19 protein-coding genes are annotated in these 26,051 nt (G+C 33.1%); 12 read left to right on the top strand and 7 right to left on the bottom strand.

From position 1 onward, the window contains the following. Positions 1-20: 20 nt before the first annotated feature. From ACRHNM_RS02735 to ACRHNM_RS02705, 7 genes are all read left to right on the top strand, one after another. Entirely contained in the window at positions 21-1,184 is a 1,164-nt protein-coding gene (locus ACRHNM_RS02735) for a beta-ketoacyl synthase N-terminal-like domain-containing protein (protein WP_431133405.1), read from the top strand. A 71-nt stretch (positions 1,185-1,255) separates the two neighbouring features. Further along, complete coding sequence (locus ACRHNM_RS02730; protein ID WP_431133403.1) at positions 1,256-1,885, top strand: hypothetical protein; 630 nt, start codon at positions 1,256-1,258, stop codon at positions 1,883-1,885. Beyond that, on the top strand, positions 1,854-3,278 hold the full coding sequence (locus ACRHNM_RS02725; RefSeq protein ID WP_431133401.1) for a flotillin family protein: 1,425 nt from the start codon (positions 1,854-1,856) through the stop codon (positions 3,276-3,278). Before ACRHNM_RS02730 ends, ACRHNM_RS02725 begins: the two co-directional genes overlap by 32 nt. A gap of 198 nt (positions 3,279-3,476) precedes the next feature. Beyond that, a complete protein-coding gene (gene bioB / locus ACRHNM_RS02720) occupies positions 3,477-4,571 on the top strand; it encodes a biotin synthase BioB (RefSeq protein WP_431133399.1) in 1,095 nt (364 codons plus the stop codon). A gap of 38 nt (positions 4,572-4,609) precedes the next feature. Further along, a complete protein-coding gene (locus ACRHNM_RS02715) occupies positions 4,610-4,939 on the top strand; it encodes a DUF3784 domain-containing protein (protein WP_431133397.1) in 330 nt (109 codons plus the stop codon). Positions 4,940-5,042: 103 nt separating this feature from the next. Beyond that, positions 5,043-5,906: a cupin-like domain-containing protein gene (locus ACRHNM_RS02710; protein WP_431133395.1), complete on the top strand. Its 864-nt coding sequence runs from the start codon at positions 5,043-5,045 to the stop codon at positions 5,904-5,906. 61 nt (positions 5,907-5,967) lie between these two features. Next, entirely contained in the window at positions 5,968-6,459 is a 492-nt protein-coding gene (locus ACRHNM_RS02705; RefSeq protein ID WP_431133393.1) for a DUF6646 family protein, read from the top strand. Positions 6,460-6,861: 402 nt separating this feature from the next. On the opposite strand, the gene ACRHNM_RS02700 is transcribed toward ACRHNM_RS02705, so the two are convergent. Further along, on the bottom strand, positions 6,862-7,335 hold the full coding sequence (locus ACRHNM_RS02700; protein ID WP_431133391.1) for a regulatory protein RecX: 474 nt from the start codon (positions 7,333-7,335) through the stop codon (positions 6,862-6,864). A 122-nt stretch (positions 7,336-7,457) separates the two neighbouring features. Between ACRHNM_RS02700 and ACRHNM_RS02695 the strand changes: the two genes are divergently transcribed. Further along, positions 7,458-12,065 carry a lamin tail domain-containing protein gene (locus ACRHNM_RS02695; protein WP_431133389.1) on the top strand — a complete coding sequence of 1,536 codons (4,608 nt, stop codon included), beginning with the start codon at positions 7,458-7,460 and terminating at the stop codon, positions 12,063-12,065. 49 nt (positions 12,066-12,114) lie between these two features. Here the strand turns inward: ACRHNM_RS02695 and ACRHNM_RS02690 are convergent, their stop codons facing one another. Genes ACRHNM_RS02690 through ACRHNM_RS02680 form a run of 3 tightly spaced genes read right to left on the bottom strand, consistent with a single transcriptional unit; the run spans position 12,115 to position 17,720 of the window. Then, entirely contained in the window at positions 12,115-14,529 is a 2,415-nt protein-coding gene (locus ACRHNM_RS02690) for a TonB-dependent receptor (protein ID WP_431133387.1), read from the bottom strand. A gap of 17 nt (positions 14,530-14,546) precedes the next feature. Next, positions 14,547-15,266 (bottom strand): DNA repair protein RecO, encoded by a 720-nt coding sequence (gene recO, locus ACRHNM_RS02685; protein WP_431133385.1) that lies wholly within the window; start codon positions 15,264-15,266, stop codon positions 14,547-14,549. A gap of 18 nt (positions 15,267-15,284) precedes the next feature. Next, complete coding sequence (locus tag ACRHNM_RS02680) at positions 15,285-17,720, bottom strand: two-component regulator propeller domain-containing protein (RefSeq protein ID WP_431133383.1); 2,436 nt, start codon at positions 17,718-17,720, stop codon at positions 15,285-15,287. Positions 17,721-17,869: 149 nt separating this feature from the next. Here ACRHNM_RS02680 and ACRHNM_RS02675 point away from each other — a divergent pair, with 149 nt between their 5' ends. Both ACRHNM_RS02675 and ACRHNM_RS02670 read left to right on the top strand, forming a co-directional pair. Then, complete coding sequence (locus ACRHNM_RS02675; protein ID WP_431133381.1) at positions 17,870-19,189, top strand: MBOAT family O-acyltransferase; 1,320 nt, start codon at positions 17,870-17,872, stop codon at positions 19,187-19,189. Next, positions 19,186-20,226, top strand: coding sequence for an alginate O-acetyltransferase AlgX-related protein (locus ACRHNM_RS02670; protein ID WP_431133379.1), 1,041 nt, complete (start codon positions 19,186-19,188; stop codon positions 20,224-20,226). The genes ACRHNM_RS02675 and ACRHNM_RS02670 overlap by 4 nt, the downstream gene beginning before the upstream one ends. A 56-nt stretch (positions 20,227-20,282) precedes the next feature. On the opposite strand, the gene gdhA is transcribed toward ACRHNM_RS02670, so the two are convergent. After that, positions 20,283-21,626, bottom strand: a complete 1,344-nt coding sequence (gdhA, locus tag ACRHNM_RS02665; protein ID WP_431133377.1) for an NADP-specific glutamate dehydrogenase — start codon at positions 21,624-21,626, stop codon at positions 20,283-20,285. 213 nt (positions 21,627-21,839) lie between these two features. Between gdhA and ACRHNM_RS02660 the strand changes: the two genes are divergently transcribed. Beyond that, on the top strand, positions 21,840-22,655 hold the full coding sequence (locus ACRHNM_RS02660; RefSeq protein WP_431133375.1) for a THC0290_0291 family protein: 816 nt from the start codon (positions 21,840-21,842) through the stop codon (positions 22,653-22,655). A 68-nt stretch (positions 22,656-22,723) separates the two neighbouring features. On the opposite strand, the gene ACRHNM_RS02655 is transcribed toward ACRHNM_RS02660, so the two are convergent. After that, entirely contained in the window at positions 22,724-23,863 is a 1,140-nt protein-coding gene (locus ACRHNM_RS02655) for a cystathionine gamma-synthase (RefSeq protein ID WP_431133373.1), read from the bottom strand. A gap of 146 nt (positions 23,864-24,009) precedes the next feature. Between ACRHNM_RS02655 and ACRHNM_RS02650 the strand changes: the two genes are divergently transcribed. Continuing rightward, a complete protein-coding gene (locus ACRHNM_RS02650) occupies positions 24,010-24,729 on the top strand; it encodes a DUF3298 and DUF4163 domain-containing protein (RefSeq protein ID WP_431133371.1) in 720 nt (239 codons plus the stop codon). On the opposite strand, the gene ACRHNM_RS02645 is transcribed toward ACRHNM_RS02650, so the two are convergent. Beyond that, the gene (locus ACRHNM_RS02645) at positions 24,726-25,973 is read right to left on the bottom strand and encodes a cation:proton antiporter (protein ID WP_431133369.1); all 1,248 of its coding nucleotides are present in this window, start codon (positions 25,971-25,973) and stop codon (positions 24,726-24,728) included. The two genes, ACRHNM_RS02650 and ACRHNM_RS02645, sit on opposite strands and share 4 nt — an antisense overlap. Positions 25,974-26,051: the final 78 nt, after the last annotated feature.

Raw genomic sequence — 26,051 nt, 5'->3', positions numbered from 1 at the left:
GCTTCAGTATAACTACAAATATGAAACAACCCATTTCTATAACTGCTATATCTTCAATTTCTCCTTTAGGAAAGTCACCTGAAGACATTTGGAATAATTATCAAAACAACAGACACTTTTTTACTAAAAAAGAAACCAATTGGGTTGCCGAATTACCTTCAGAATTAAAAATAGAAATTGATAATTTAAAACAATCCAATCCAAAATATAAAGCACTCGACGATTCTGTGCTATTCGCAATTTATACCTCCAGACAAGCTGTTATAAACGCCAACTGGAAGGCTTCAGATAACTTCGGAATCAATATTGGTTCTTCAAGAGGCGCAACAACATTATTTGAACACTATCACAAAGAATTTCTTAAAAATCATAATGCTGAAACTTTAGTCTCTCCTACAACCACCTTAGGAAACATCTCGTCTTGGGTAGCACATGATTTACAAACTAAAGGTCCAGAAATTTCACATTCTATAACCTGTTCGACAGCTTTACATGCAATGCTAAATGGCATTGCCTGGATCAACTCTGGCATGTGTGATAAATTTCTTGTTGGAGGAAGTGAAGCACCTTTAACACCTTTTACAATTGCTCAAATGCAAGCTTTGAAAATTTATGCTAAAGCAAATGGTCATTCAAATCAAAACGAAGAATCTCAATACCCAAATCAATCCCTAAATCTCAACAAAATCGAAAACACAATGATTCTTGGCGAAGGTGCTGCCATGGCATGTTTAGAATCTGGAGAAAACCCAAACGCATTGGCAAAAATTATTGGCATCGGCTATGCTACAGAAGTTTTAGAACACAATGCGTCTTTATCAACAGATGCCATTTGTTTTCAACGCTCAATGAAAATGGCTTTAGGTGAAGTAAACTCAGAAGACATCGATGTTATTGTGACTCATACACCTGGAACTATTAAAGGGGATCAAGCTGAGCTAAACGCAATTCACACGGTTTTTTGTAACAAAATTCCTTCATTAACTACTAATAAATGGAAGATAGGTCACAGCCTTGGTGCTTCTGGACTTTTAAATATTGAAATGGCCATTTTAATGTTGCACAACCAAAAATTTATTTCAATACCTTACCTAAAAGCCCAAACACCAAAATACCTCAATAAAATTCTGGTAAATGCTGTTGGTTTTGGTGGAAATGCAGTGTCTATTTTACTTTCAAAATAACCTTTGATAACTGTTGTAAGGCTGGTGTAAAGATCTTATATTTCAATATTAATTTTTAATACAAACCTATTATGGAATGGTTTTCAGCTTTAGACGGGTTCTCTCAATTTTTTTGGGTCATTGCTCTTATTGGCTCATTAATTTTCCTTTTTGTTATCATTACAACCTTTGCAGGTATTGATGGTGGAGATGATTTAGATGCAGACACCGATATAGATGCAGATACTGGAATTGGTTTTCAGTTTATCACGTTTAAAAATCTTGTTGGGTTTTTTACCATTTTCGGATGGACAGGCATTGCATGCCTCAATGCTGGACTTTCAAAACCTGTAAGTGTTATTATTGCTTTTGTAGCCGGACTTGTAATGATGGGCATCATGGCTTTAATGTTTTTTTCTATGAGAAAATTAACAGATAGCGGTACACTAGATTATAAAAATGCACTTGGAGCCATTGGTGAAATTTACTTAACCGTTGGCCCAAACAGAAGCAAAATGGGAAAAGTAAGTATTAGAGTTCAAGGCACTTTGCGTGAACTAGAAGCACTGAGCGACTCGTTAGTTGAGCTAAAATCTGGAACCATTATTAAAGTCGTAGATGTTACCAGTAATGGTATATTAATAGTAGATCAAACTAAAAAACCTATAGAACCAATTAATACACAAACTTATGAACTACCTTCTGACACAACAAAACTTTGATTTAGGCTTTCCGATAGTTATCGTTATTGCGGTACTTATTGTATTTGTTTTTCTTATCATTCTTATCAAACGCTACAAACGCTGTCCTTCAGATCGTATCTTGGTTGTGTATGGAAAAGTAGGTGGAGGACAATCAGCAAAATGCATTCATGGTGGAGCAGCTTTTATTTTTCCTGTCATTCAAGATTATGAGTTTTTAGATTTAACACCAATTTCTATTGAGGTTAATCTGGTGAACGCACTTTCAAAACAAAACATTCGTGTCAACGTTCCATCGCGATTCACCATTGGTGTGTCCACAGAACCTGGTGTAATGCAAAATGCTGCTGAACGTCTTTTAGGTTTAGCAATGCAAGATGTTCAAGAACTGGCTAAAGAAATCATTTTTGGTCAGTTACGTTTGGTGGTAGCTTCTATGGATATTGAAGAAATTAACAATGATCGTGATAAATTTCTAACCAATATTTCACAAAGTGTTGAAACCGAATTAAAGAAAGTAGGTTTAAAATTAATCAACGTAAACATTACTGATATTGTTGACGAATCTGGTTATATCGAAGCACTTGGTAAAGAAGCTGCAGCACACGCTATTAACGCAGCACGTAAATCGGTTGCCGAAAAAACAAGAGATGGTTCTATTGGTGAAGCAAATGCTGTACAAGATGAAAGAACTCAAGTCGCTGCTGCTAATGCTCAAGCTGTTGAAGGTGAAAATACGGCAAAAATTGCGGTTGCAAATTCTGATTCTTTACGTCGTCAACGTGAGGCTGAAGCTGAACGTGTGGCTATAGCTGCTGAAAAAGTACAAAGCGCAAAAGCACTTCAGGAATCGTATGCTGCTGAGCAAGATGCTGAAACTGCAAGAGCAGAACGTGAGCGTTCATCTCAAATGGCTGATGTTATTGTTCCTGCTGAAATTGACAAACGCAAAGTAGAAATTGATGCTGAAGCTGAAGCGGAACGCATCAGAAGAAAAGCCAAAGGTGAAGCAGATGCCATCTTATTTAAAGCTCAAGCCGAAGCGCAAGGTCAGTTTGAAATCTTAACCAAACAAGCTGCTGGTATGGAACAAATTGTAAAAGCTGCTGGAAATTCTAGTCGTGATGCTGTATTATTATTAATTGCAGATAAGTTACCTGAATTGGTCAGACTTCAAGCTGATGCCATTAAAAACATCAAAATAGATAAAGTAACTGTTTGGGAGAATGGTGCAAATGGAGAAGATGGAAAATCATCTACTGCAAACTTCCTGTCAGGAATGTATAAATCAGTTCCTCCTTTACAAGAAATGTTTAATATGGCTGGAATGGATTTACCTGAATATATAAAAGGTAAAGACAAGAAAGAGGTTGAAGCCGATCGTGATGAAATTGATAAACCAGACGAAAAATAAATCCTTAATGTCAAATTGAGCGTCATCGAAATTTCAATACAAGATTTCTCGACTACGCTCAAAATGATAACTAAATAAAAAACCACCTGCAAGCAGATTTTTTAATTGAACTTTGTTCTCAATTACGTTGTTAAAAAACAATTCATATTTACGACTCAGTTTTTAGAATTTAATAATTTTAAATTTTATTTTTGACCTATGAGCGAAACAAGACACAATTGGACTAAAGAAGAAATTCTAGAGATATACAATACACCATTAATGGAATTGTTGTACAATGCTGCAACCATACATCGTGAACATCATGATCCAAATACGGTTCAAGTATCAACATTATTATCTATAAAAACTGGTGGTTGTCCAGAAGACTGTGGCTATTGTCCGCAAGCTGCAAGATATCATACAGATATTGAAGGCAATGATTTAATGACAGTTCAACAGGTAAAAGCTCAGGCCTTAAGAGCTAAATCTTCAGGAAGTTCTCGTGTTTGTATGGGAGCAGCTTGGCGTAATGTTAAAGATGGTAAAGAATTTGATCAAGTCCTTGAGATGGTTCGAACTATTAACAAACTAGATATGGAAGTGTGTTGTACATTGGGCATGATTACCGAAAATCAAGCACAACGTTTAGCTGAAGCCGGATTATACGCTTATAATCACAACTTAGATTCTTCCGAAGAATATTATAAGGAAGTTATCTCTACGCGTGGCTATGAAGACCGTTTGCAAACTATAGATAATGTTCGTAAAACCAATGTAACGGTATGTTCTGGAGGTATTATTGGTATGGGAGAACATGAAGCAGACAGAGCAGGAATGTTAGTGGCTCTATCTACACTTAATCCACAACCAGAATCAGTTCCAATTAATGCCTTAGTAGCCGTTGAAGGGACTCCTCTTGAAGACCAAAAACCAGTGTCTATTTGGGATATGGTTCGTATGGTTGCAACTACCAGAATTGTAATGCCAGAAACCCAGGTGCGACTTAGTGCTGGTAGAACAGAAATGACAAGAGAAGGTCAGGCAATGTGTTTCTTTGCAGGTGCAAATTCTATTTTTGCAGGTGATAAATTGTTAACCACACCAAATCCTGATGTTAATGAAGACATGGAACTATTTAAACTTCTTGGTTTAAATCCGCAAAAGCCATTCATCAAAAAAATGCAACCAGAATCGGTTGAGGCTAAAGATTCTCAATACCAGCCGCTTGGAGAAAAACCAAAATGGTCACGACCAAAACACACTATTGAACGTAACGAAGAAGCTAAATTAAAAGCTAAAGCAATTAAATAAAAAAAGTACTAATCTGTTTTAAACGACAGGCATAGTGAATGAAATATAACATGTCGATTATCGTTTCCATCATTTTTATAGTCTTAGGAATTCTTATTAAATACGGTAAGATGTATTTTTTAATAGCAGGTTATAATACCATGCCTAAAAAAAAGCAAGAAAAGTATGATATTGAAGGGATAGCTAGTGTATTCAGAAATACCATGTTCGGGATGTCTTTTATTATGATTATGGGATATTTCATTTCAAAATGGCTTGACAACCCTAAGATTGATATATATGCGGTTTTTGTCGCAATAATGATTGGGCTTCCTTACCTTTTGATTGTCTCTAACTCCAGCAAAAACAAGATTAAAAAAGATAATTAAGCTATTTTGGGACATCTAATTGCTCGTGTTAAAGTTTAAATTTTAACAAACAATTTAATTCGTTTCGCAACGTTTTCTTAACTTTGAACCTTATCATTTTCTGATGTCAACACTGAATCTTCAAGACATTCCTCGTGTGAAAAACATCTCTAAAGAGGAATTTATTTCAAACTACTATAAACCACAAAAGCCTGTGGTTATTGAACGCTTTATTGAAGATTGGCCAGCATATACTAAATGGAGTTTAGATTATATGAAAACGATTGCTGGTGATAAAATTGTTCCCTTATATGATGACAGACCTGTTGACTATAAAGATGGTTTCAACGATCCACATGCCAGGATGAAAATGAGCGACTATGTCGATTTACTCAAAAGTAAACCTACTAAGTATCGTATTTTCCTTTGGAATATATTAAAGGAAATTCCTCAATTACAAAAAGATTTCAGCTATCCGGATTTGGGTTTAAAACTCATGAAAAACTTACCAATGCTGTTTTTTGGAGGCAAAAACTCACATACCTTTATGCATTATGATATTGATTTGGCTAATATTTTTCATTTTCATTTTGAAGGTAAAAAATTATGCATCTTGTTTGACCAAAAACAAAATGACTATCTCTATAAAATACCTCACTCATTAATTACAAGAGAAGATATTGACTTTTCAAATCCTGATTTCAATACATGGCCAGCTCTTAAAAATGCTAAAGGTTGGAAGTGTGAACTAAATCATGGAGAAATTTTATACATGCCTGAAGGCTACTGGCATTACATGAAATATATAACTCCAGGATTTTCAATGAGTTTACGTGCTATCCCTAGACGTCCAAAAAATTTAGGAAAAGCAATTTATAATGTTCTAATTATGCGTCACTTTGATAATTTTATGAGACAAATCAAAGGGCAAAAATGGATAGACTGGAAAAACGAACAAGCAATTTCTCGCACGAATAAGAGTTTTTAAAAGAATTGTTTCAGTATTAAAACTTATATATATTTGCAAACTCAAATTTTAGACATTCACTATGAAAAAATTATGTTTTATTATCGCTTTAGTATCTGTTTCAATAGTAAATGCTCAGGCATTTAAAGGAAAAGGAGATCAAAAGTTTCAAGTTGCTGCTAACTTTCAAGATGAGGCTACAGGTCTTAATGTAAGTTATGATTATGGCTTAGGAGAAAACATTTCCGTTGGTGTATCATCAACCTATGCTTTAGGTATTGACAGTAGATTAGATGCTGATTTTGGTGATCGTTTTGACTTAGAAGCTAGATTTAATGCCAATTTAGGTAATGTGATTAATGTGGATGACAATTTTGACGTTTATCCTGGGTTGAACCTGAGCTTAAAAAACTTTGGAGGTCATGTTGGAGCGCGTTATTTCTTTTCTGACGGATTTGGAGTCTTTACTGAAGCTAATTTTCCATTGGCAAAATATAGCAATGATAAATCTGAAATTAGCTACTATATTCATAACCAATTTACGTTAAATATTGGAGCGACGTTCAGTTTATAGGACATATAAATAGAAGCGACAGTTTAGTGTTTACTTGAATTATTGAGGTTGTTGTTACCAAAAAGCACATTATAAGGTTGGTAAATTAATTACCTGTTTTATATTTTCTGTAAGATTAATTCACTTTGCAATCCAACCGATAAGTCTGTATCATATTTGATTATGATTAAAGATGTTTACATTCTATTATTTATGTTATTATCTAATGTGTAAGTCTTCTTTAAATGCACATTTATTATATTTCAAAGTGTAATTTATATTGATACGGGTATGATACGGGTATGATATTAATAAAATACAACTTGATGTTTTCGAAAATTAATAATTGGTTGAAAGTTGTTTTTATAAGTTTATTGTGCAGCGTTGGATTTTCTCTTGTTTTGTTGCTTTTAATGTAGTCTTTTACGGAATTAATTCTTGAATCTTATCGTAAACCAATTGGCTTTCCCAACCTCTGTAAAACAAATAATTGGCAAGTTTTTTTCTTCGCTTTTGAGAGTTAGTTTCTTTAATCATTTCGAGTTTTTTTTCAGCCAATTTATTAAATGTATGGTAATAGTCGTCTAAATTGATTTCTTTTAAAGCAATTGCAATAATGGTTTTGTTAATGTCTTTTCGTTTTAACTCTAATTGCAATCTTTGTTTTCCCCATTTTTTTATTCTGAATTTTCCACGAACAAAGGCTTTTGCAAAACGTTCTTCATTTAAAAAATTATGCTGAAGTAAATGCACAATAATTTGATCTCTAGCTTCTGGAATCATATTCATGTCATACAATTTTTGAGAGACTTCTTTATGACAACGCTCCTGATAAGCGCAATAATGCTCAAGCCGTTTTTGAGCTTCATCTACTGTATAGGTTTTCTTTGGAATCATTTCACAAAATTATAACATTTTGTTAATAAAAGTCATCGCTTAAACCGCTCATTTATAACTATTTTTGCATAAATTTGTAAGCTTACCAATTTGGTAATTAATTGAATTAATTGATTATCCCTATGAAAAGAAATTACGTTCATATCATTATCACATTTTTATGTGGTATTCTGTTTTCTTATGGACAAGGCTCTGAAACTTTTACGAGTCTTAATGCAACAACAGGAGGTTATACAAATAACTCTTACATTGGTGATAATGGTTTAACGTGGACATACGCTAATGCCAGAACCGTTAATAGCACTTATAATATAACTGGAAGATCTATAGGTTTTGCAGGAACTACTCCAATAACGAAAACAGTTACGACTACCACTGATGCTAATGGTGTTGGTGATTTAACCTATAGTGTTAGATCTTATTTTACAGGAGGCGACGAAGCTGATAGAACTATGGAAGTGTACGTAAATGGGACTTTATATGACTCATACACCCTTGGTTCCATGGGAACGGTGTACACTAGATCTTTTACTGCTAATGAAACGGGAGCCGTTTCTATTGAATTTAGGGCTCCATCTGGCACAAGACAAATTGTATTAGATGATGTATCATGGACAGCTGCTGCATTACCAACAAATACACAAGTAGAATTTGTTTCTGCATCATCAACCCTTCTTGAAAATGGCACTTCAATAGCTATTTGTGTTTCAATTATTAATCCAGATCCAGCACCTTCATCTGTAGATATTACCTTAGATCCTTCTAGTAATGCAACTAACGGTATTGATTATGATGATGGGACTTCAACAGCAATTTCATTTCCTCAAACATTAAATTTCCCTTCAAATAGTGCTACAAATGAGTGTTTTACCATTTTTATTTCTAATGATGACTTGATTTACGAAGGTGATGAAATTATCGTTTTAAATTTAACAAATCCCACAGGAGGAAATGCCATTAGCCTTGGTAGTAACACACAGCATATTCTTACAATTCTTGATAATGAAACGCCAGTAATTGCAGACGTTATCATTACAGAAATCATGTATAATTCTACTGGCACAGATGACGAATGGATTGAAATATGTAATACGACTGGAATTTCTCAGGTACTTAACGATTATACCATTGAAGTCAATGGTAACACTAGATTTGTCTTTCCATCTACAGGAACCGTAATCAATAGTGGTGATTGTATTACCATTGCTTTAGGTGATAGTGGTGATGCAACTTTTAATCCTGATTGCCCTTTTACGCCAGATTACGCTAACGCATCTAGCTCAGGAACTTTACCAAATTCTAGTGCTAATATCTCTATTGTAGCTAACGATGTTGGAACGACAATAGTTGATACAGTAACCTATAATTCTAGTGATGGAGGCAATACAACGTCCTTGCATGTTACAGATGATTCCCTTGATAATTCTGACACTGGCACCAACTGGCAAAATGTTATTGATGGTGGAAGTCCTGGTTTTAATACTTTAATTTCTCAATGTTCTACGTTACAACCTGAAATTAATGTAGAAGGTGATATTAATACTTTTCCTGATATTTCTAATAATGATATAACACCTAGTTTTTTTGACAACACTCAGTTTTCGAGTCTTGAACTAGGTACTCCTGAAACCAAATCGTTCAGAATTCAAAATATTGGTACAGCAGATTTGACAATCAGTAATATAGAAATTGTTGGTGTTGATGCAATAGATTTCTCAGTTACACTACCATCTGGTTTACCAATTGTAATTACTGATATTAGTACTAATCCAGCTAATCTCATAGTTTTTGATGTCACTTTTACGCCTTCCGTAGTCGGAGTTCGAAATGCAACTGTTAGAATTACAAACGATGATCCAACTGGCAGTGAAAATATTTTTGAATTTGCTATTAGTGGAAATGGGTTTTGTACAACAGCTGTAAATCTAGTCACACCTCTGAGTGGTCCGGACAATACGATAGTTACTATAAGTGGAAGTGATTTGGGAGGATCAACTTCTGTAAATTTTGCAGGTTCTTCAATTGCTCATACTGTGATATCTCCTACTGAAATTGAAATCACAATTCCAGATGGTTCTATCTCTGGAAATATTGTTGTAACAAATAATATTGGATGTCAAACCTCTGATTTATTTACAGTTATTGATAATACCATTAGTTCTTGTGAAGGAACCGCTGGACTAACACCTAGTGATTTATTTATATCTGAAGTTACTGATGCTCCTGTAGGAGCACATACCTATATAGAAATTTTTAATGGCACTGGAGCTCCAGTTAATTTAGCCGATTATGAAATTAGAGTTCATAATAATGGTTCTAATAATGCTGGTGGAGCTATTGTTGACTTATCTGCAGCCTATACTATGCCTGATAACTCAGTTTATGTGGTTGCCATTGGAGGTACTAGTGCAACAGACCCAGAAGGTGGCTATATTGCTAATGAGTTCTCTGCTATACCTGCTTTAAATGGTAACGACAATATTCGTCTTTATACCGATGATGGCACAACAGAAGTTTGGATTGATGTTTGGGGAGATACTGCTGGAGCACAATTTACAACAACTACTAGTGGTTATACGTATAGACGTAAAAACACTGGTATTACGGTACCTAGAATAGCTTCTTGGTATGCGCCAGACAATATGCAAAATGATTGGGATGCCTTAACTCCTGTTGATTACAGTGATATTGGCCTTTTTGATTTTTCAACTGGAATACCACCAACGATTACCTTAGAACCCGTTGCACCTGCTAATGCATGTGATACTGCAGCATCTTTTACAGTTGCTGCTACCGAAGGTTTTACTGGAGGATTATCTCTAGCGTACCAATGGTTTGTATCAATTCCTGGTATTGATGGCTGGTCTGCATTATCTGATGATGCAACATATAGTGGAGCTACTACTGCAACATTAAGTATTTCAAATACAGTTGGTCTTTATAACTACCAATATTACTGTCAGGTTAGAGAAAATTTAAATACTTGTTTTACTGCTAGCGAAGCTGTTAGAATCAAAACTCAAAGTACATCTTGGGTATCTCCTGGTAATTGGAGCAATGGTACGCCAGATATTAATACCATAGCAACTATAGATTTTAATTATGACACTTCTACTCACGGTGATATTAGCGCTTGTTCTTTAACCATCAATTCAGGGACTTTAAACATTAGAAATGGAGGTTATGTTGAAATAAATTACGATTTAACTGTCAATAGCACTTTAGATATTGAAACTGAAGGGTCTTTGGTAATGATAGATGATACTGGTATTGTAACCAATAATGGTACGACTAACGTTCGTAAAACTACTACAGATATGGAAACATACGACTATACTTACTGGTCTTCTCCTGTAGATTATTCCATTTCGGGTACAAGTATCCAAACTGTATTAGGTGGTTTTTTTACCACTAAAATTTACAGCTTTAACACCTCTCTCTTTTTTGATGTTCAGGATCCTGATGGAGTTCCTGGCGCTGATGGTTTTGATGATAATCAGGATTCATGGACTAATCATTATGGTTTTATGGAACCTGGAATTGGTTATGCTGCCATGAGTAATGGTGTTGGAGTTCATCAACGAAACATCACCTTTAACGGAACACTAAATACAGGTACTATTCCAGTTAGTGTGGCTTTAAGTCAAAATAATGCTGCTACAAATGACGACTGGAATCTTTTAGGGAACCCATATCCTTCTGCAATTTCTGCAGATGACTTTGTTGCTCATAATACCAATTTAGATGGTACAGTATACCTATGGACTCATGAAGATGATATTTTAATCACTAATCCAGGTCCTGATGCTTACAATTTTAGTTCTAATGATTATGCCATGTATAATACTGTTGGAGGTGTTGGTACAGCTTCAACTGGAACTGTAGTTAGCAACATACCTACTGGTTACATAGCTTCTGGTCAAGGTTTTTTTATTGATGCTGTTACTGCTGGTACAGTTGAATTTACGAATGCCATGCGCAGCAGAACCTATAGTAATAATGACTTCTTTAGAAATTCAGAATCTAATTCTTCTGCTTATACTGAAAAAGACAGAATGTGGATTAATCTGACAAATCCTGATGGTGCCTTTAGCCAGATATTAGTTGGGTATATGGAAGATGGAACTTTAGGTAAAGACAGACTTTATGATGGTATTCGATTAGAAAGTTCTAACTATATCGATTTTTATTCAAAAGATGAAACAAACCTATATAAGTACGGTATTCAAGGAAGACCAACATTTACTTTAGATGATGTAATTCCTATAGGTTATGATTCTGAAATACTAGGAGAGCTAACTATTTCTCTATATCAAACCGAAGGCATATTAAGCGAAGTAACAGTATATCTGAAAGATCATGTATTAGGGACAATACATGATTTAACAACTTCTGATTATACTTTTTCAACAGAAAATGGAAATTTCTCTAACCGCTTTGAAATCGTTTACCAATCTGAAGCACTCTCAATTGGAGAAAATGAGATTAACTCAAACCAACTCTCAATTATTGAATTACAAAATGGTAGTGTAAAGTTTTCAGTGGGTAATAATTTAATCATAGATACCATTGAAATAATGGATCTTTTAGGAAGAACGCTTTACAATTTTAAAGGTCATAATTCTACTGAAATATTTGAATTGCACAGTTTAAGTCAAACAGCATATGTGGCTAAAGTTACATTATCTAATGGACAAACGATAGTTAAACGTGCTATTAAACGTCACTAAAAATAATACTACAGATATAGGCTTCTACTATAACGTTGAGGTCTTTAAATTATAAGCTATATTTCAAAGACACGATCAGATTTCTGCCTGGAGCAGTTATACCTGAAGAATAGGTTAAGTATCGTTGATCTGTAATATTTTCTAATGCAGCTGTAATAGTTACCGCTTTAGACACTTGGTATTGGGTTCTTAAATTAAGAGTATACCATGAAGGCGCATAAGGATTACCGCTAGCATCTAATGCGTAAATATAATCTTTAGATTGTTCAGAAGGGGCTAATTGCTGAAAAGACAATTCATTATTATACTCTGCAAACGCATCAATTTGGAATTTATCATTCTGCCAAACAAAATGTGTATTTCCAAAGTTTGGCGCGACATGTCTTACAGGAAGTTCATAACCATTATCTTCTTGAGTACCTCCTATAATATTGTACTGGGAAACCAGCTTCAAATCTTTAGACACATTCACTTTAATGCCTGCTTCAAAACCATAAATACGCTCTTGTGAGGCATTTTGTATGGCTTGAACGTTACTTAATTCACCATCATATACAATTTGAGAATCTCCATCTACAGTAAAATCACTTCGTACTAATGCATTATCTAAAAAGGTATAGTAAGTTGCCAGATCTACAATACATATGTTATCAAAATTAAGCTTTAAGCCTAGTTCTGCTCCATAAGCATATTCAGCTTTTAAATTAGGATTAGGCACCACCACAGAACCTGGTTCAGAATCAAAAACTTTGCCTATATCATCAATATTTGGCGCTCTGAATGCGGTTGATGCGTTTAATTTCCATTGTATCATTTCACTTGGAATCCAGCTGATTCCAGCTGTTCCAGTTAAAGCACCAGTATCAATGTTTGCGTCATCAAAAGGCAAATTTAAAAAAGTATTATTTTCAGTAAAATCTGCATTAGCAACAACATAATTATACCTTAAGCCAGATTGAAATACAAAGTTTGGATTAGGCTTATATTTATAACTCGCGTAAGCTGCCACTGATTGCCAATCTGAACCATTAGGATATCTTGATACCGTTAAGGTAGATTCATTTGTTAAGATATTTTCAGTTGAACCTATTGATTTGACTTTATTATAAACGTATTCTAAGCCGTAAAAAAGCTCGCTTTTACGACTCAACTGTTTTTCAAAATCTACATTTAAAGAATAAGCATCTACAGCCTCTTCCCTAACGTTTCTTAAAATCGATTGAAAATCACGATCAAATCTACTTTCTTGAAAATTCTGGTAAGCGAGAGTTGCCTGAATTTTATCATACAAATTAGAACTACTACTTAATTTAGTAACCTGAAAATTACCCATAAACCAGCGTTGTGGCCCATAACTCCATTCTGCAGAACGCAATTCATCTCCTCTATATCTTATTAATCTATCATATCTTGAATAGGAAGAAGTAGAAGTATAATACAATCCCAAATCAAAACTCAAATTTTCTTTCGGTTCATACCTTACTTTTTGCAAAAAATTAATCTGATCATAGCCTGTAGGTACCTGAACTCTTGGGTTATCATTTTGCACAATAACATCTAAGCCGTTAATGGTTTCTGCATATTCTGGTCTCAAATAATCATCAGGACCATATTTTCCCATTCTCAAATCATCAAAATCGGTATAACTTATACTACTTAAGAATGCCCATTTTTTTAGACCAAAATTAAAATCTAAATGTCCCGTTTTTTCTTTGTTTGCCGAAGCATATCTTGCTATAGCATTTGCACTAAAATACAAAGAATCTTTATAAGATAATTGTGGTTTTTGAGTATAAAAACTCATAACACCACCAATGGCATCACTACCATAGACAACCGAACCTGCACCTAAAGTAATCTCTGTGTTTTGAATTGTAAACGGATCAATGGAAATGACATTTTGTAAGTTACCACTTCTAAATATGGCATTATTCATTCTAACTCCATCAACTGTAATTAAAAGTCTATTAGTAGAAAATCCTCTTATAATTGGACTTCCTCCTCCTAATTGACTTTTCTGAATATACACATTCCCTGTTCCTTCAAGCACATCTGCACTGGTTTGAGGATTTACAAACTGAATATCCGCAGAATTTATATTTACTATTGTTTGAGGGATATCACGTTTACTTTGCTCAAACTTAGAGGCAGAAACCACAACCTGATCTAAACCTTCTACATTAGGTTTTAACAAAACAATATTATTGTTTTTCAATATAGACGACTTTTTAGTAGTATGCTTAATGTAGAGGATGCTTTGAAAAAATAGTATTTCATTAGTATCAAACTGGTCTAATACAGCTTTCCCATCTATATCTGTAATAACGGATTTATCTTTATTAGAATTATAAATAGTAACTCCCACAACAGGCATTTGAGTCTCCTGGTCAAGCACTTTGATCTCCTGAGCATTGGTGCTAAAAACAAGACATAAACAAATTACTAGTGTTTTAATTAACTTCATAAAAAGTAAGGATATTTTCAATTGAATACTTGATTAAATACTTGCAGAGATTTAGGTTTTTTAAAACTGCCCAAATGTAATTCAAAATACAACAATACTAAATTTAAAAAAGATTGTCTTTGTTTTGAATTAATCTTAATTGTATTTAACTCATCAAAATTTATGCCTAACAACCGTTTTAAAAGTATTAAATTTTCTCCTGAAACGGAGTATGTATTTGAGCTTTGAGTTTCAAACAATCCATTTGAAAGGTTAAAATACGGAGCATCGATAGTTGTTGTTTCAGGATAGAACCCTAAATATTGAGTTAAGTTTAGTAAAAACAATAAGTGAAAGTTTGAAAATTCTTCTTGATAGTCTAACCATTTAAACGTAACTTCAAGATATTCATAGAGTTGAAGGTTTTGCTCCTCCTCTTTTAACACAGTAGCTAAAATTTCTGCCAAAAACATAGCTATAGAACTCTTAAAAACATTAGTGTGGATGCTTTTGTATATATAATCACTTTTGACCTCTTGAATATATTGCAGTTTTTGATTTACCTTAGAATTTTCTTCTATTTGAAGTTGAGACAATAATTGAAAGTATACTGCTTTAGATGACTTTTTACTACTTTTTAGGGCACCACGAACTAAATAGGAAACTAAACCTTTTTGCTTGGTAAAACATGTCACAATAAGATCATTATCGCGATATCTAACTTTAGAAATAACAATAGCTTTGTTTTTTATGAGCATCGTAAATATGCAGTAATATTACCTTACAATAAGTAATTTTAATATTTTGGTTTCAAAAGAATCTAAATCAGAAATAAAAATAAGGTAAACACCAGTAGCCACGATGTTATTTGCCATATTTTTTCCATTCCAAATAGCCGTTCCTCCATCAATTGCAAAATTGTAATTCGTACTGGATGATCTTTGATTAATACCAGATTGTGCTTCTGCAACAAGATTGCCTTCAATATCTGTTATTTTAATATTTACATTCTCTGTAATGTTAGAGATTTTAACTCCGTTATTAATATCATTTAAGTTATTAGATCCGAGAATATTATATTCTGGTCTAACAGGGTTTGGATAAACAAACGCTTCTTCTAGAGTTTCTTCAGGTTTAGTTCCTCCAGATGAGAATGAAAGCAGACCATTAGATGTTGCGATATAAACTTTTCCTGTAGATGGATCTATGGATACTTCATTTATATTATTAGTTGGTAAGGGTGAATTGTCTTTAGTGAACTGAAAAATTGTTTGCTGTCCGTCTGGAGAAAAATAAAATAATCCAGAATCTGAGGTCCCAACCCATTTATTGTTTGAACCATCAACAGCAATTGTTGTAATTAACTGATTAGAAAGTAATTCTTTAGGAATGCCTTCTTCTAAAATCACTATATTATTGATGACTGGATTGTCAAAAAAATTAGCTGGATTAAAGAGTATTCTTAATCCTTCTTCAGTTCCAATCCAAAGTTGGCCATTATTATCGATTGCTAATGCTTTAACATAAATAGAGGGCATGTTATTCTCTTCTCCACTTAAAAAACTTATCAACTCATCTCCTTCTCCATTTTCATTAAAACCAACAACTCCAAAAGAAAATGAACCTGCAAACTTATTATCTTGATTATCAACAACTAATGTTGTAAACCCAAGATTAGTATTGAATGGAGGTACAGGAATAATTGATGTAAAATCATAGGAGGTCCACTCTCCATTTTCAAACTTATTTAAAGGACGAGGATTACGAGCATTCAGAACCCATAAAACACCATTTCTATCAAATACTGATGACGTTATAAGTTTAAAATTACCTGCAAAAGGCGTCAAAGTACTATTCGCCTGATTATAGAGTGTCGTTGGTACCTCATTATTAAACTCGATTAATCCAGACCAATATGACCCAATGAACACTTGATTGTTATCAAAAGGGTTAATAGCTATATTAGATAGAAATAATGGGTTTTCAATAACAGAGGCAATACTATCATATGGTGTGTTTATCCATTCTTCATTTTTATAATGACTAACTCCTGCTCGTCTTATACCTCCATCAAAATTAAAGGTTCTTGAGTATCCACCAAAAACAGCCCAGATTTCATTTGGAGGTGTTTTAATTGAAAACACGTTATTATTTAGTGGTCCTTCTGGATAAATCTCATCAAAAGCACTTGTGTTACTAAACGATGTTTTTAATACTCCTCGACCAGGTTTACCATCATTGACAATACCTGAAGTCCCAATAAATATATCACCTTGATTATTTATAGTACTGGCAATAAACCGAATACCTAATGCCGCATCATTATTAACAGTAGCTATAAGATTAAATAAACTGTCATAAACATAAACCGCATCTTCAGTAGTAACAATTAGGTCTGAACCTATACTTCTCATATCATTTGGCAGTAAAGGATATTGAAATATTTGAACAAAAGGATCTACAAGAACATCAAAAACAGCTCTATTAAATGCAATCGCGTAAATTTTATTATCAACATGTTCAATAGCCTTAAAATCACCGCTTCTTATCGTATTCCATTGATTAAAATCGATAAGGTTTGGGTTTAACAGGTCTGCTTGCTTGATACCATTGCCGTTACTACAAGCTGCATAAACAAATCCATTATAGATAGTGGTTTGATTTACGGTTATTTGTGAACCACCTGAACCTATAAAATAAGTATCTCCAAATTCAAGTCGCTCTAAATCATATACAGATATCCCATAATCTGTAGAAATATAAAGTAACCCTTCATGTTCATAAAAATGATTGATATTTTTTTTATCTGGAGGTATGGTCACTTTATTCAAAATATCGATTACCGTTAATACCTCATTATCGCTTAATACAATATCGATTAAACCAGTATTATAACCAATAATTAATAGATTATTATCTTCACTATGATGCACACTGGATATACTACCTCCAGACAAACCTTCAATTGTACTTATTTTATCAATTTCATTAGTATTGTAATCAAAAGTAAAGACAGCATTTTCTGAAGCTGCATATAAGACATCCTCACTACTTGATAATCCTGTGATATTGAGGTAAGAAAAATGGCCTTCCCACAAACTAGAAAAATCTTGACCAAAAACTGGACTGGTAATTATTAAAAATAAAATAACTCTTAATTGCGGAATGGGCTTCATTAAAATAGTGCTTTGAGAGGCTTTAATATTAACCAAAAATAACATATTTTATTGTATATTCGACTTTCGTATTAAATTAAGAAATGTTATTTAGCAGTCCTATTTTCCTGTTCTTATTTCTACCTACAACTTTATTAGTCTATTATCTTATTCCTAGGAAATTCAAAAATATTTTTCTCCTTTTAATGAGTTTAGCATTTTACAGTTGGGGAGAATATAAACTTGTACAACTTATTATCCTTTCGGCTATTGTAGATTTCTTTTCTGCATTAATAATTGAAACTGGCAAAAAAAAAACAGGGTTATTCTTATCAATGCTTTTTAATATAGGGATTCTAATTTACTTTAAATATGCTGATTTTGCATTTACTAATTTAGTTGCTTTTCTTAGTAACTTTGATATCAGTGTCGAAAATGCTACCAGATTCTCTAATGTTGTCTTACCTCTTGGAATTAGTTTTTATACATTCCAAACTATGTCTTATACCATTGATGTCTATAGAGGTCATATAAAAGCAGATAGAAATTTTATAAATTTTGCTACCTATGTCACGCTGTTCCCACAATTAATAGCTGGTCCAATAGTTAGATACAAGGACATACAATTAGAACTTAAAAGTCGTAAAACTACAGTCTCACTGTTTACTGAAGGTGTTGAGCGTTTTATTATTGGTCTAGCAAAAAAAATGATAATTGCCAATAACTGCGCTTTTTTGGCAGATGGTGTTTTTAGCATGCCTAGTGATGAAATGTCTTCATTAATTGGCTGGCTGGGTGTAATTGCTTATAGTTTTCAAATATATTTTGACTTTTCAGGTTATTCTGATATGGCTATTGGTCTTGGAAAAATGTTAGGTTTTAATTTCCCAGAAAATTTTAATTACCCATACATTTCAAAATCAATCCGAGAGTTCTGGAGACGTTGGCATATCACCTTATCGCATTGGTTTAGAGATTACCTCTATATTTCTTTAGGTGGAAACAGAAAAAGCAACGCAAGAACATATATTAATCTTATTATCGTGTTTTTTATAACAGGCCTATGGCATGGTGCCAACTGGACATTTATTGTTTGGGGATTAATGCACGGTTTTTTTATAATAGTTGAACGAATTAGTTTTAATCAAACTCTAAATAAATGTCCAAAAATAATAGCTCATCTCTATGTTCTCTTTATCGTTTCAATTTCTTGGGTGTTTTTTAGAAGTGAAACAATAACAGATGCTGCAAATTTCATAAAAGCAATGTTTTCTTTTGAAACGCAAACTAATACAGAGTTTTTATATTTTTATTTTTCAAAAGAAACCTTTATAGTTCTCATTTTAGCCATCATATTCTCAACCCAATTACCCAGAAAAGCAAATCAATTTATTATGTCAAGACTTAGCAGTAACCCAAGTCTTTATACAATATCAAAATATTCTTGTTTAATTTTAATATTTATAGTAAGCTGTATTTATATATCAGTAGACTCTTATAATCCTTTTATTTATTTTAGATTTTGAAATACGACAGACAAATAAAATTACTGTTTTGCATCCTGTTTTTGGTTCTTTTAATTGTACCAAACGCTATTTTATTTTCTGATGACAGAAATAAACTTCCTGCATTTAATATTGACAATCCAATTGGTTCTGTTATACGTTTTAAAAATTCTTATAAGAATAATTTTTTCTTTAAACCTGAAATGGTCGATTCCTATTTAAAATTTAAATTAGACATTTTAGATGATGTTCCTCTTAAAAACACAGTTATCACAGGAAAAGATGGCTGGTATTTTTTAGGAAACGAATACAACCAGTTGCTTAATGATGGTTTTGGAAGCTATCCTTTTTCAGAATTTGAGCTTATAAAAATCAAAAATAGTCTTAAGCGTATTATAGATACGTTAACCTCTAAAGGAGTGGCTTTTTATATTGTGGTACCTCCAAACAAACACAGGGTTTATCCTGAAAAATTACCCTATCACATTAAACAAAAACCTACCAGGTTAGAAGTATTAAATTCCTATTTAAAAAAAGAGATTGATTTTGAAATATTAGATTTGAGAGACACACTTGTAGCTAATAAAGGAAAAGAATTACTTTATTATAAAACAAATACTCACTGGAATGATCTGGGAGCTTTTATAGCTTATCACAAAACACTTAATACTTTACAGCTAGACCTTCCTAAAGAAGACATTTCTAATTATACATTTGATTACAAACCTATTCAAAGAGGTGACATTACTGAAATGATTAATTTAAAACTAGAAGAAAATGCTATTTTCTTAAATAAAAAAATAAGTTCAGAACTCATCCCTTTAAAAACAGAACACCATCACCTTCATTTTAAAAACCCAAATAGAAATAAAAAACTAATCATGCATAGAGATTCTTTTTCGAATGCCTGGATTCAATTTTTTAATGAAAGTTTTGGAGAAACTATCTATTTTAGAAATTACTCTATTAGACCTGAAGTCATAGATAAAGAAAAACCAGATGTGGTTATATTTGAAATTATTGAACGGGAATTAAGTACTGTTCTGTTGAATTTATAAAGTAAAAAAGGTCTTCGTAAATGAATACCTTTTTTAGATACATTTTATGTATTATTCTAAACAACACCTTGTGCCAGCATGGCATCAGCAACTTTCACAAAACCAGCAACATTTGCTCCTTTTACGTAGTCTACATAGCCATCTTGTCTTGTTCCGTAAGTCACACATGATTGATGAATATCATCCATGATTTTATGAAGTTTAGCATCTACTTCTTCTCTGGTCCAGTTCATTCGTAATGAATTTTGGCTCATTTCTAATCCTGAAGTAGCAACACCACCTGCATTTGATGCCTTACCAGGTGAAAATAAAATTTTAGCTTTTTGGAAAGCTTCGATAGCTTCTGGTGTCGTTGGCATATTTGCACCTTCAGCTACAACTTTAACATTATTATTGATTAAAACCTGAGCTTCTTCTCCATTTAATTCGTTTTGAGTAGCACATGGTAATGCTATATCACAATTTACAGACCAAGGTCTTTTTCCTTCATGGTATGAAGCAGATGAATACTCGTTAACGTATTCGCTAATTCTTCCTCTCTTAACATTCTTCAGGTTCATGATAAATGCTAATTTATCGGCATCTATTCCATCTGCATCATGTATGTAACCACCAGAGTCAGACATCGTAACTACTTTTCCTCCCAATTGTGTCACTTTTTCACAAGCATATTGAGCCACATTTCCAGATCCAGAAATGACAACTGATTTTCCATCTACAGAATCACCTTTAGTTTTTAGCATATTCTGTGCAAAATAAACACAACCGTAACCAGTTGCTTCAGGTCGTATTAACGAACCTCCATAAGACATACCTTTTCCTGTTAAGATTCCGGTAAACTCATTTTGCAATCTTTTATATTGTCCAAACATGTACCCTATTTCTCTTCCACCAACACCAATATCACCAGCTGGAACATCTGTATTTGCTCCAATATGTCTGAATAATTCTGTCATAAATGACTGACAAAAACGCATCACCTCATTATCACTCTTTCCTTTTGGATTAAAATCTGAGCCACCTTTACCTCCTCCCATTGGAAGTGTAGTAAGTGAATTTTTGAAAACTTGTTCAAATCCTAAAAATTTAAGAATACTCAAATTTACTGATGGATGAAAACGTAATCCGCCTTTATATGGTCCAATAGCTGAGTTGAATTCAACCCTAAAACCTCTATTTACTTGTGTATTTCCTTGATCATCTATCCAAGGCACTCTAAAAATAATGGTACGCTCTGGTTCTACCATACGCTCTAATAGCATTTTTCCCTGATATTTAGGATTTTCTTCAATAAAAGGAATTACGGTCTCGGCAACTTCGTGCACTGCTTGTAAGAATTCGGTTTCATGACCATTTTTTTCTGTAACAAGATTTAAAAAAGCTTCAATTTTATCTTTCATCTATTAAATTATTAATAATCAATGTTGTTTTTTGTAACACAAAGATACATTATCTTTAAAATTTACGAATATTTTTTTTGATATTCTCAGTAGTAAAATTGGCAAAAAAAATATAATCCAGTCTAAAAATTGCATGAGGAACTACTTTTGTTTGGTAGTTAGGCCAGTTTTTATATATTTGTTAACAAATATGCCCTTGGTAATTAGAACTCTATGACGCTTAATTTTAAACAATTAACATTTGTATTCGTTTTTATGATGGGTATGAATGTAGTGTATGCTCAACTCGGCTTTTCACATGAAATAGGTGTTATTGCTGGTCCTGTAGCTTTTCAATCTGATTTTGGTGTCCGCAATGATTTCGAAACGAACTCTGGAAACACTGGTATTGGTATTGGTATTGTTCATTACATTAACTTTGCATACAGAGCAGATTGTAACTGTTATTCCACTGACACATTCTTTAATGATCATTTTAAACTTAGAAATGAGATTTCCTGGAACAAAACAACATTGAACCATTTTGGAGAGTGGGTAGATCGTGCATCTACGAATCTAGAGTACGAAAAATTACGACAACATTCTGGTATTGCTAACAACTTTGATATTGGTACGCAAATAGAATTTTTTCCTAAAAGTATTAGGTCATTTCAATCGTTTGGATATTCCTTTGCGCCATTTGTGAGCTTAGGAGTTCATTTTACCTCTTTCAACCCTTCTGTGGAAACTACTTTTGGTGACGGCAACATCAATAATGCGAATAATTTTTTCGGAGGTTGGGAAGGTGCTGCAGACCCTAACGTTAATGAAGATCCATTTTTATTTAATGAAAGTGGCACAGCCTGGTCTGTCGTTGGAAGTATTGGTACACGTTACAAATTAACAGTATTGTCTGATTTGATGATTGATTTAAGATGGCAATATTTTTTTAATGATAGAGTTGATGGTTTAGACCATAATTTACCTTCAAACAAAGCTAATGACTGGTTAGTTTGGTTAAACTTTGGGTACATTTACTATTTAGATTAAACTAGAAATAACTAATAACAAAAAAGACCAAGTTTTCACTTGGTCTTTTTTGTTAGAAACTTATCTTATTATCCTATTGCTTGTTTTAAATCTGCAATTAAATCTTCTTCATCTTCAATACCAACACTAAGCCTGATTAGAGACTCTACAACACCTGTTTTCTCTCTTTCCTGCTTAGGAATACTTGCATGTGTCATGCTTGCTGGATGACCTGCTAAAGACTCCACTCCTCCCAATGATTCTGCTAAAGTAAATACCTTTAGATTTTCTACAATTTTTATCGCTTCCTGATAACTATTCTCTTTAGTGGTAAAAGATACCATACCTCCAAAATCATCCATTTGGTCTTTAGCAACATCGTGATTTGGATGATTTTCGAAACCAGGCCAGTATACCTTTTCAATTTTTGGATGTTGTGCTAAAAATTCTGCTACAGCTCTTCCATTTTCGCAATGACGTTGCATTCTTAGATGCAGTGTTTTTATGCCTCTTAAAGCTAAAAAACTATCCTGAGGTCCACAAACTGCACCACTAGCATTTTGAATAAAATACAAACGATTTGCCAGATCTTTATCTTTAACAATTAAAGCTCCCATTACCAAATCACTATGTCCTCCTAAATACTTTGTGGCAGAATGCATAACAATATCTGCTCCTAAGTCTAAAGGTCTTTGTAAATATGGTGTTGCGAACGTATTGTCAACTGCCAGCAAAATATTATGCTTTTTAGCAATTGTAACCGTAGCTTTAATATCAATAATATTCATCATTGGATTTGTAGGCGTTTCCACCCAAATGAGTTTTGTCTTTATATTGATATAATTTTCAATATTTGATGCATTCTTCATGCCTACAAAATGAAATTTGACACCAAATTTCTTGAAGATACTAGTAAACAACCTATAAGAACCTCCATACAAATCATTGGTAGAAATCACCTCATCTCCTGGCTCTAACAATTTAATTACGGCATCAATTGCAGCTAATCCAGAAGCAAAAGCTAATCCATGATTTCCATTTTCAATACTGGCAAACGCATTTTCCAGAGCATTTCTGGTTGGATTATGAGTTCTTGAATACTCATAACCTTTATGACCTCCTGGAGTCGATTGCGCGTAAGTAGATGTTTGATAAATTGGAGGCATTACACTTCCATAAGCTGGATCATGTTTTTGTCCTCCATGTATTGTTTTTGTATTAAACTTCATAGGTCTTATTTTTATGAAAATATTAGGTCGTCATGAAACTAAAATCGTTTTAACTCTATACTGTGTGCAACAAATTTAATCTTTAATTCGTTGTATTCAATTGTATGTAATACCTTTATTGAATGTTTAACAAATTGAATAAAACTTTGAAAAAACACCTCCTTTATATTATTATTTTAAGTTTCTTTTTTTCTTGTAAAGAAGACGTTAAAATTGAATTTTCAGAAGCAAATATAGAAACCTCTGAAGATGCAGACATATCTATAAACTTTCCAAAAGCGACAGGCAACAAAGACGCTTCAGAACTCATAAACAGTACCATCCAAAATTACATTATAAGTCAAACGAACTTGAGTGAAGATTCATTAACCAATCTTACAATTGAAGATGCTGTTAAGCGTTTCAATACTGAGTTTAATAACTTTAAAAACGACTTTCCCGACAGCCCTCAAAAATGGGAAGCCTTTATTGATGGTGAAGTTACTTATCGTTCTCCTGAGGTGATATGCATTGCTATAAATACGTATTTAGATACTGGTGGAGCACATGGAAATACGAATATAAAATTCTTCAATTTTGATTCGCAAACAGGCAAATTATATTCTAAAGCAGACCTTATAACTGATGTACAGGCGCTTTCAGAAATAATTGAAAATACCCTTAAAAATCATGTTAAGTCAGATTCAGGTGAATCTATGGAAAACTTTTTCTTCGGAAAGGATTTTCAATTACCTGAAAGCATTGGCTTTAGTGACGAAGGACTTATCGTTTTATATAACCCTTACGAAATTGCGTCTTATTCCCAAGGCATTATAGAATTTACGATTTCGTTTGAAGAGATTAGCTCGTTTTTAAACATTAATTAATCAGCACCTCTAGATAATCGTTTAATAATAGGTTCAACCGTTAAACCTTGTCCAATAATTGAAAACACCACAATAATGTAAGTAACTACTAAAAATAATTCTCTGTGCATATCTTGAGTAAGACTTAAAGCCAATGCAATAGAAATACCTCCTCGTAGTCCTCCCCAAGTCATTATTAAATTGGTATGTTTTACGAATTCTAATTTTTTATCAAAGAACTTAATAGGCATCCATAAAGACACATACCTACTCAATAACACAAGAGGCACTGCTATTAAACCTGCTAATATATATTCGAAACTAAACGTAAGTACGAGCATTTCCATCCCAATCATTACAAATAGTATGGTATTAAGTAGTACATCTAACAATTCCCAGAATTTATCGACATACATTTCCGTAATTTGAGACATTGAACTTTTTCTAACGGTATCATTACCAACAATAAGTCCAGCAGTAACCATTGCAAGAGGTGCCGATAAATGCCAGTGATGTGCCAATAAACTTCCTCCCATAACTGTAGCAATGGTAATGATAACTTCAACTTCGTAATCATCAATAGACTTAAGCAACTTATAGGTGATGTATCCTAAAATAAGTCCGAGACCTATTCCTCCTAAAACTTCCTGTCCAAACAACTTAGCTATTTCGCCAAATTCAATTGCTGCATCAGGTTTTGCCGCAATAGCAAAAATGGTTAAAAAAACGACGACACCTACTCCATCATTAAATAAAGATTCTCCAACTATTTTAGTTTCTAATTTTTTAGGTGCTCCTGCCTTTTTTAAGATTCCCAAAACTGCAATAGGGTCGGTTGGAGATATTAAAGCTCCAAATAACAAACAATATATAAAAGCCACATCCAGACCTAATATTTTAAGTAAAAAGAAGGTTAGAGTTCCCACTAAAAAAGTTGATACCAAAACACCCAGAGTCGCAAATACAAAAACTGGCCAACGTTGAATTTTAAGTTGGTTAAAATTGGTGTGCAAAGCACCTGCAAAAAGCAGAAAACTTAGCATAATATCAAGCAATACTGTTTTAAAATCTATTTGAGAAATAAGCTCTTTTTCTCTCAATAATAAGGTATCATCAAATTGTCCTATAGCAACAACAACTATTGTAAACACAATAGTAATAAGCATTAAGCCTATTGTTATTGGCAGCTTTAAAAACTTAGCATTGATGTAGCCAAAAAGAGCTGAAAGAACAATTAAAACAGATGCAATAGCATAATAATCCATGAGCTTTGATTTTTTTTTTAAAAGTAACTAATTTTCTTTTTAAATCTAAGTACCTTGCACGAATTAAACCATCAACTT

The organism is Psychroserpens mesophilus (assembly GCF_050617655.1).
GTDB classification, from domain to species: domain Bacteria; phylum Bacteroidota; class Bacteroidia; order Flavobacteriales; family Flavobacteriaceae; genus Psychroserpens; species Psychroserpens mesophilus_A.
This window is presented reverse-complemented; position numbering and strand designations above follow the sequence as displayed.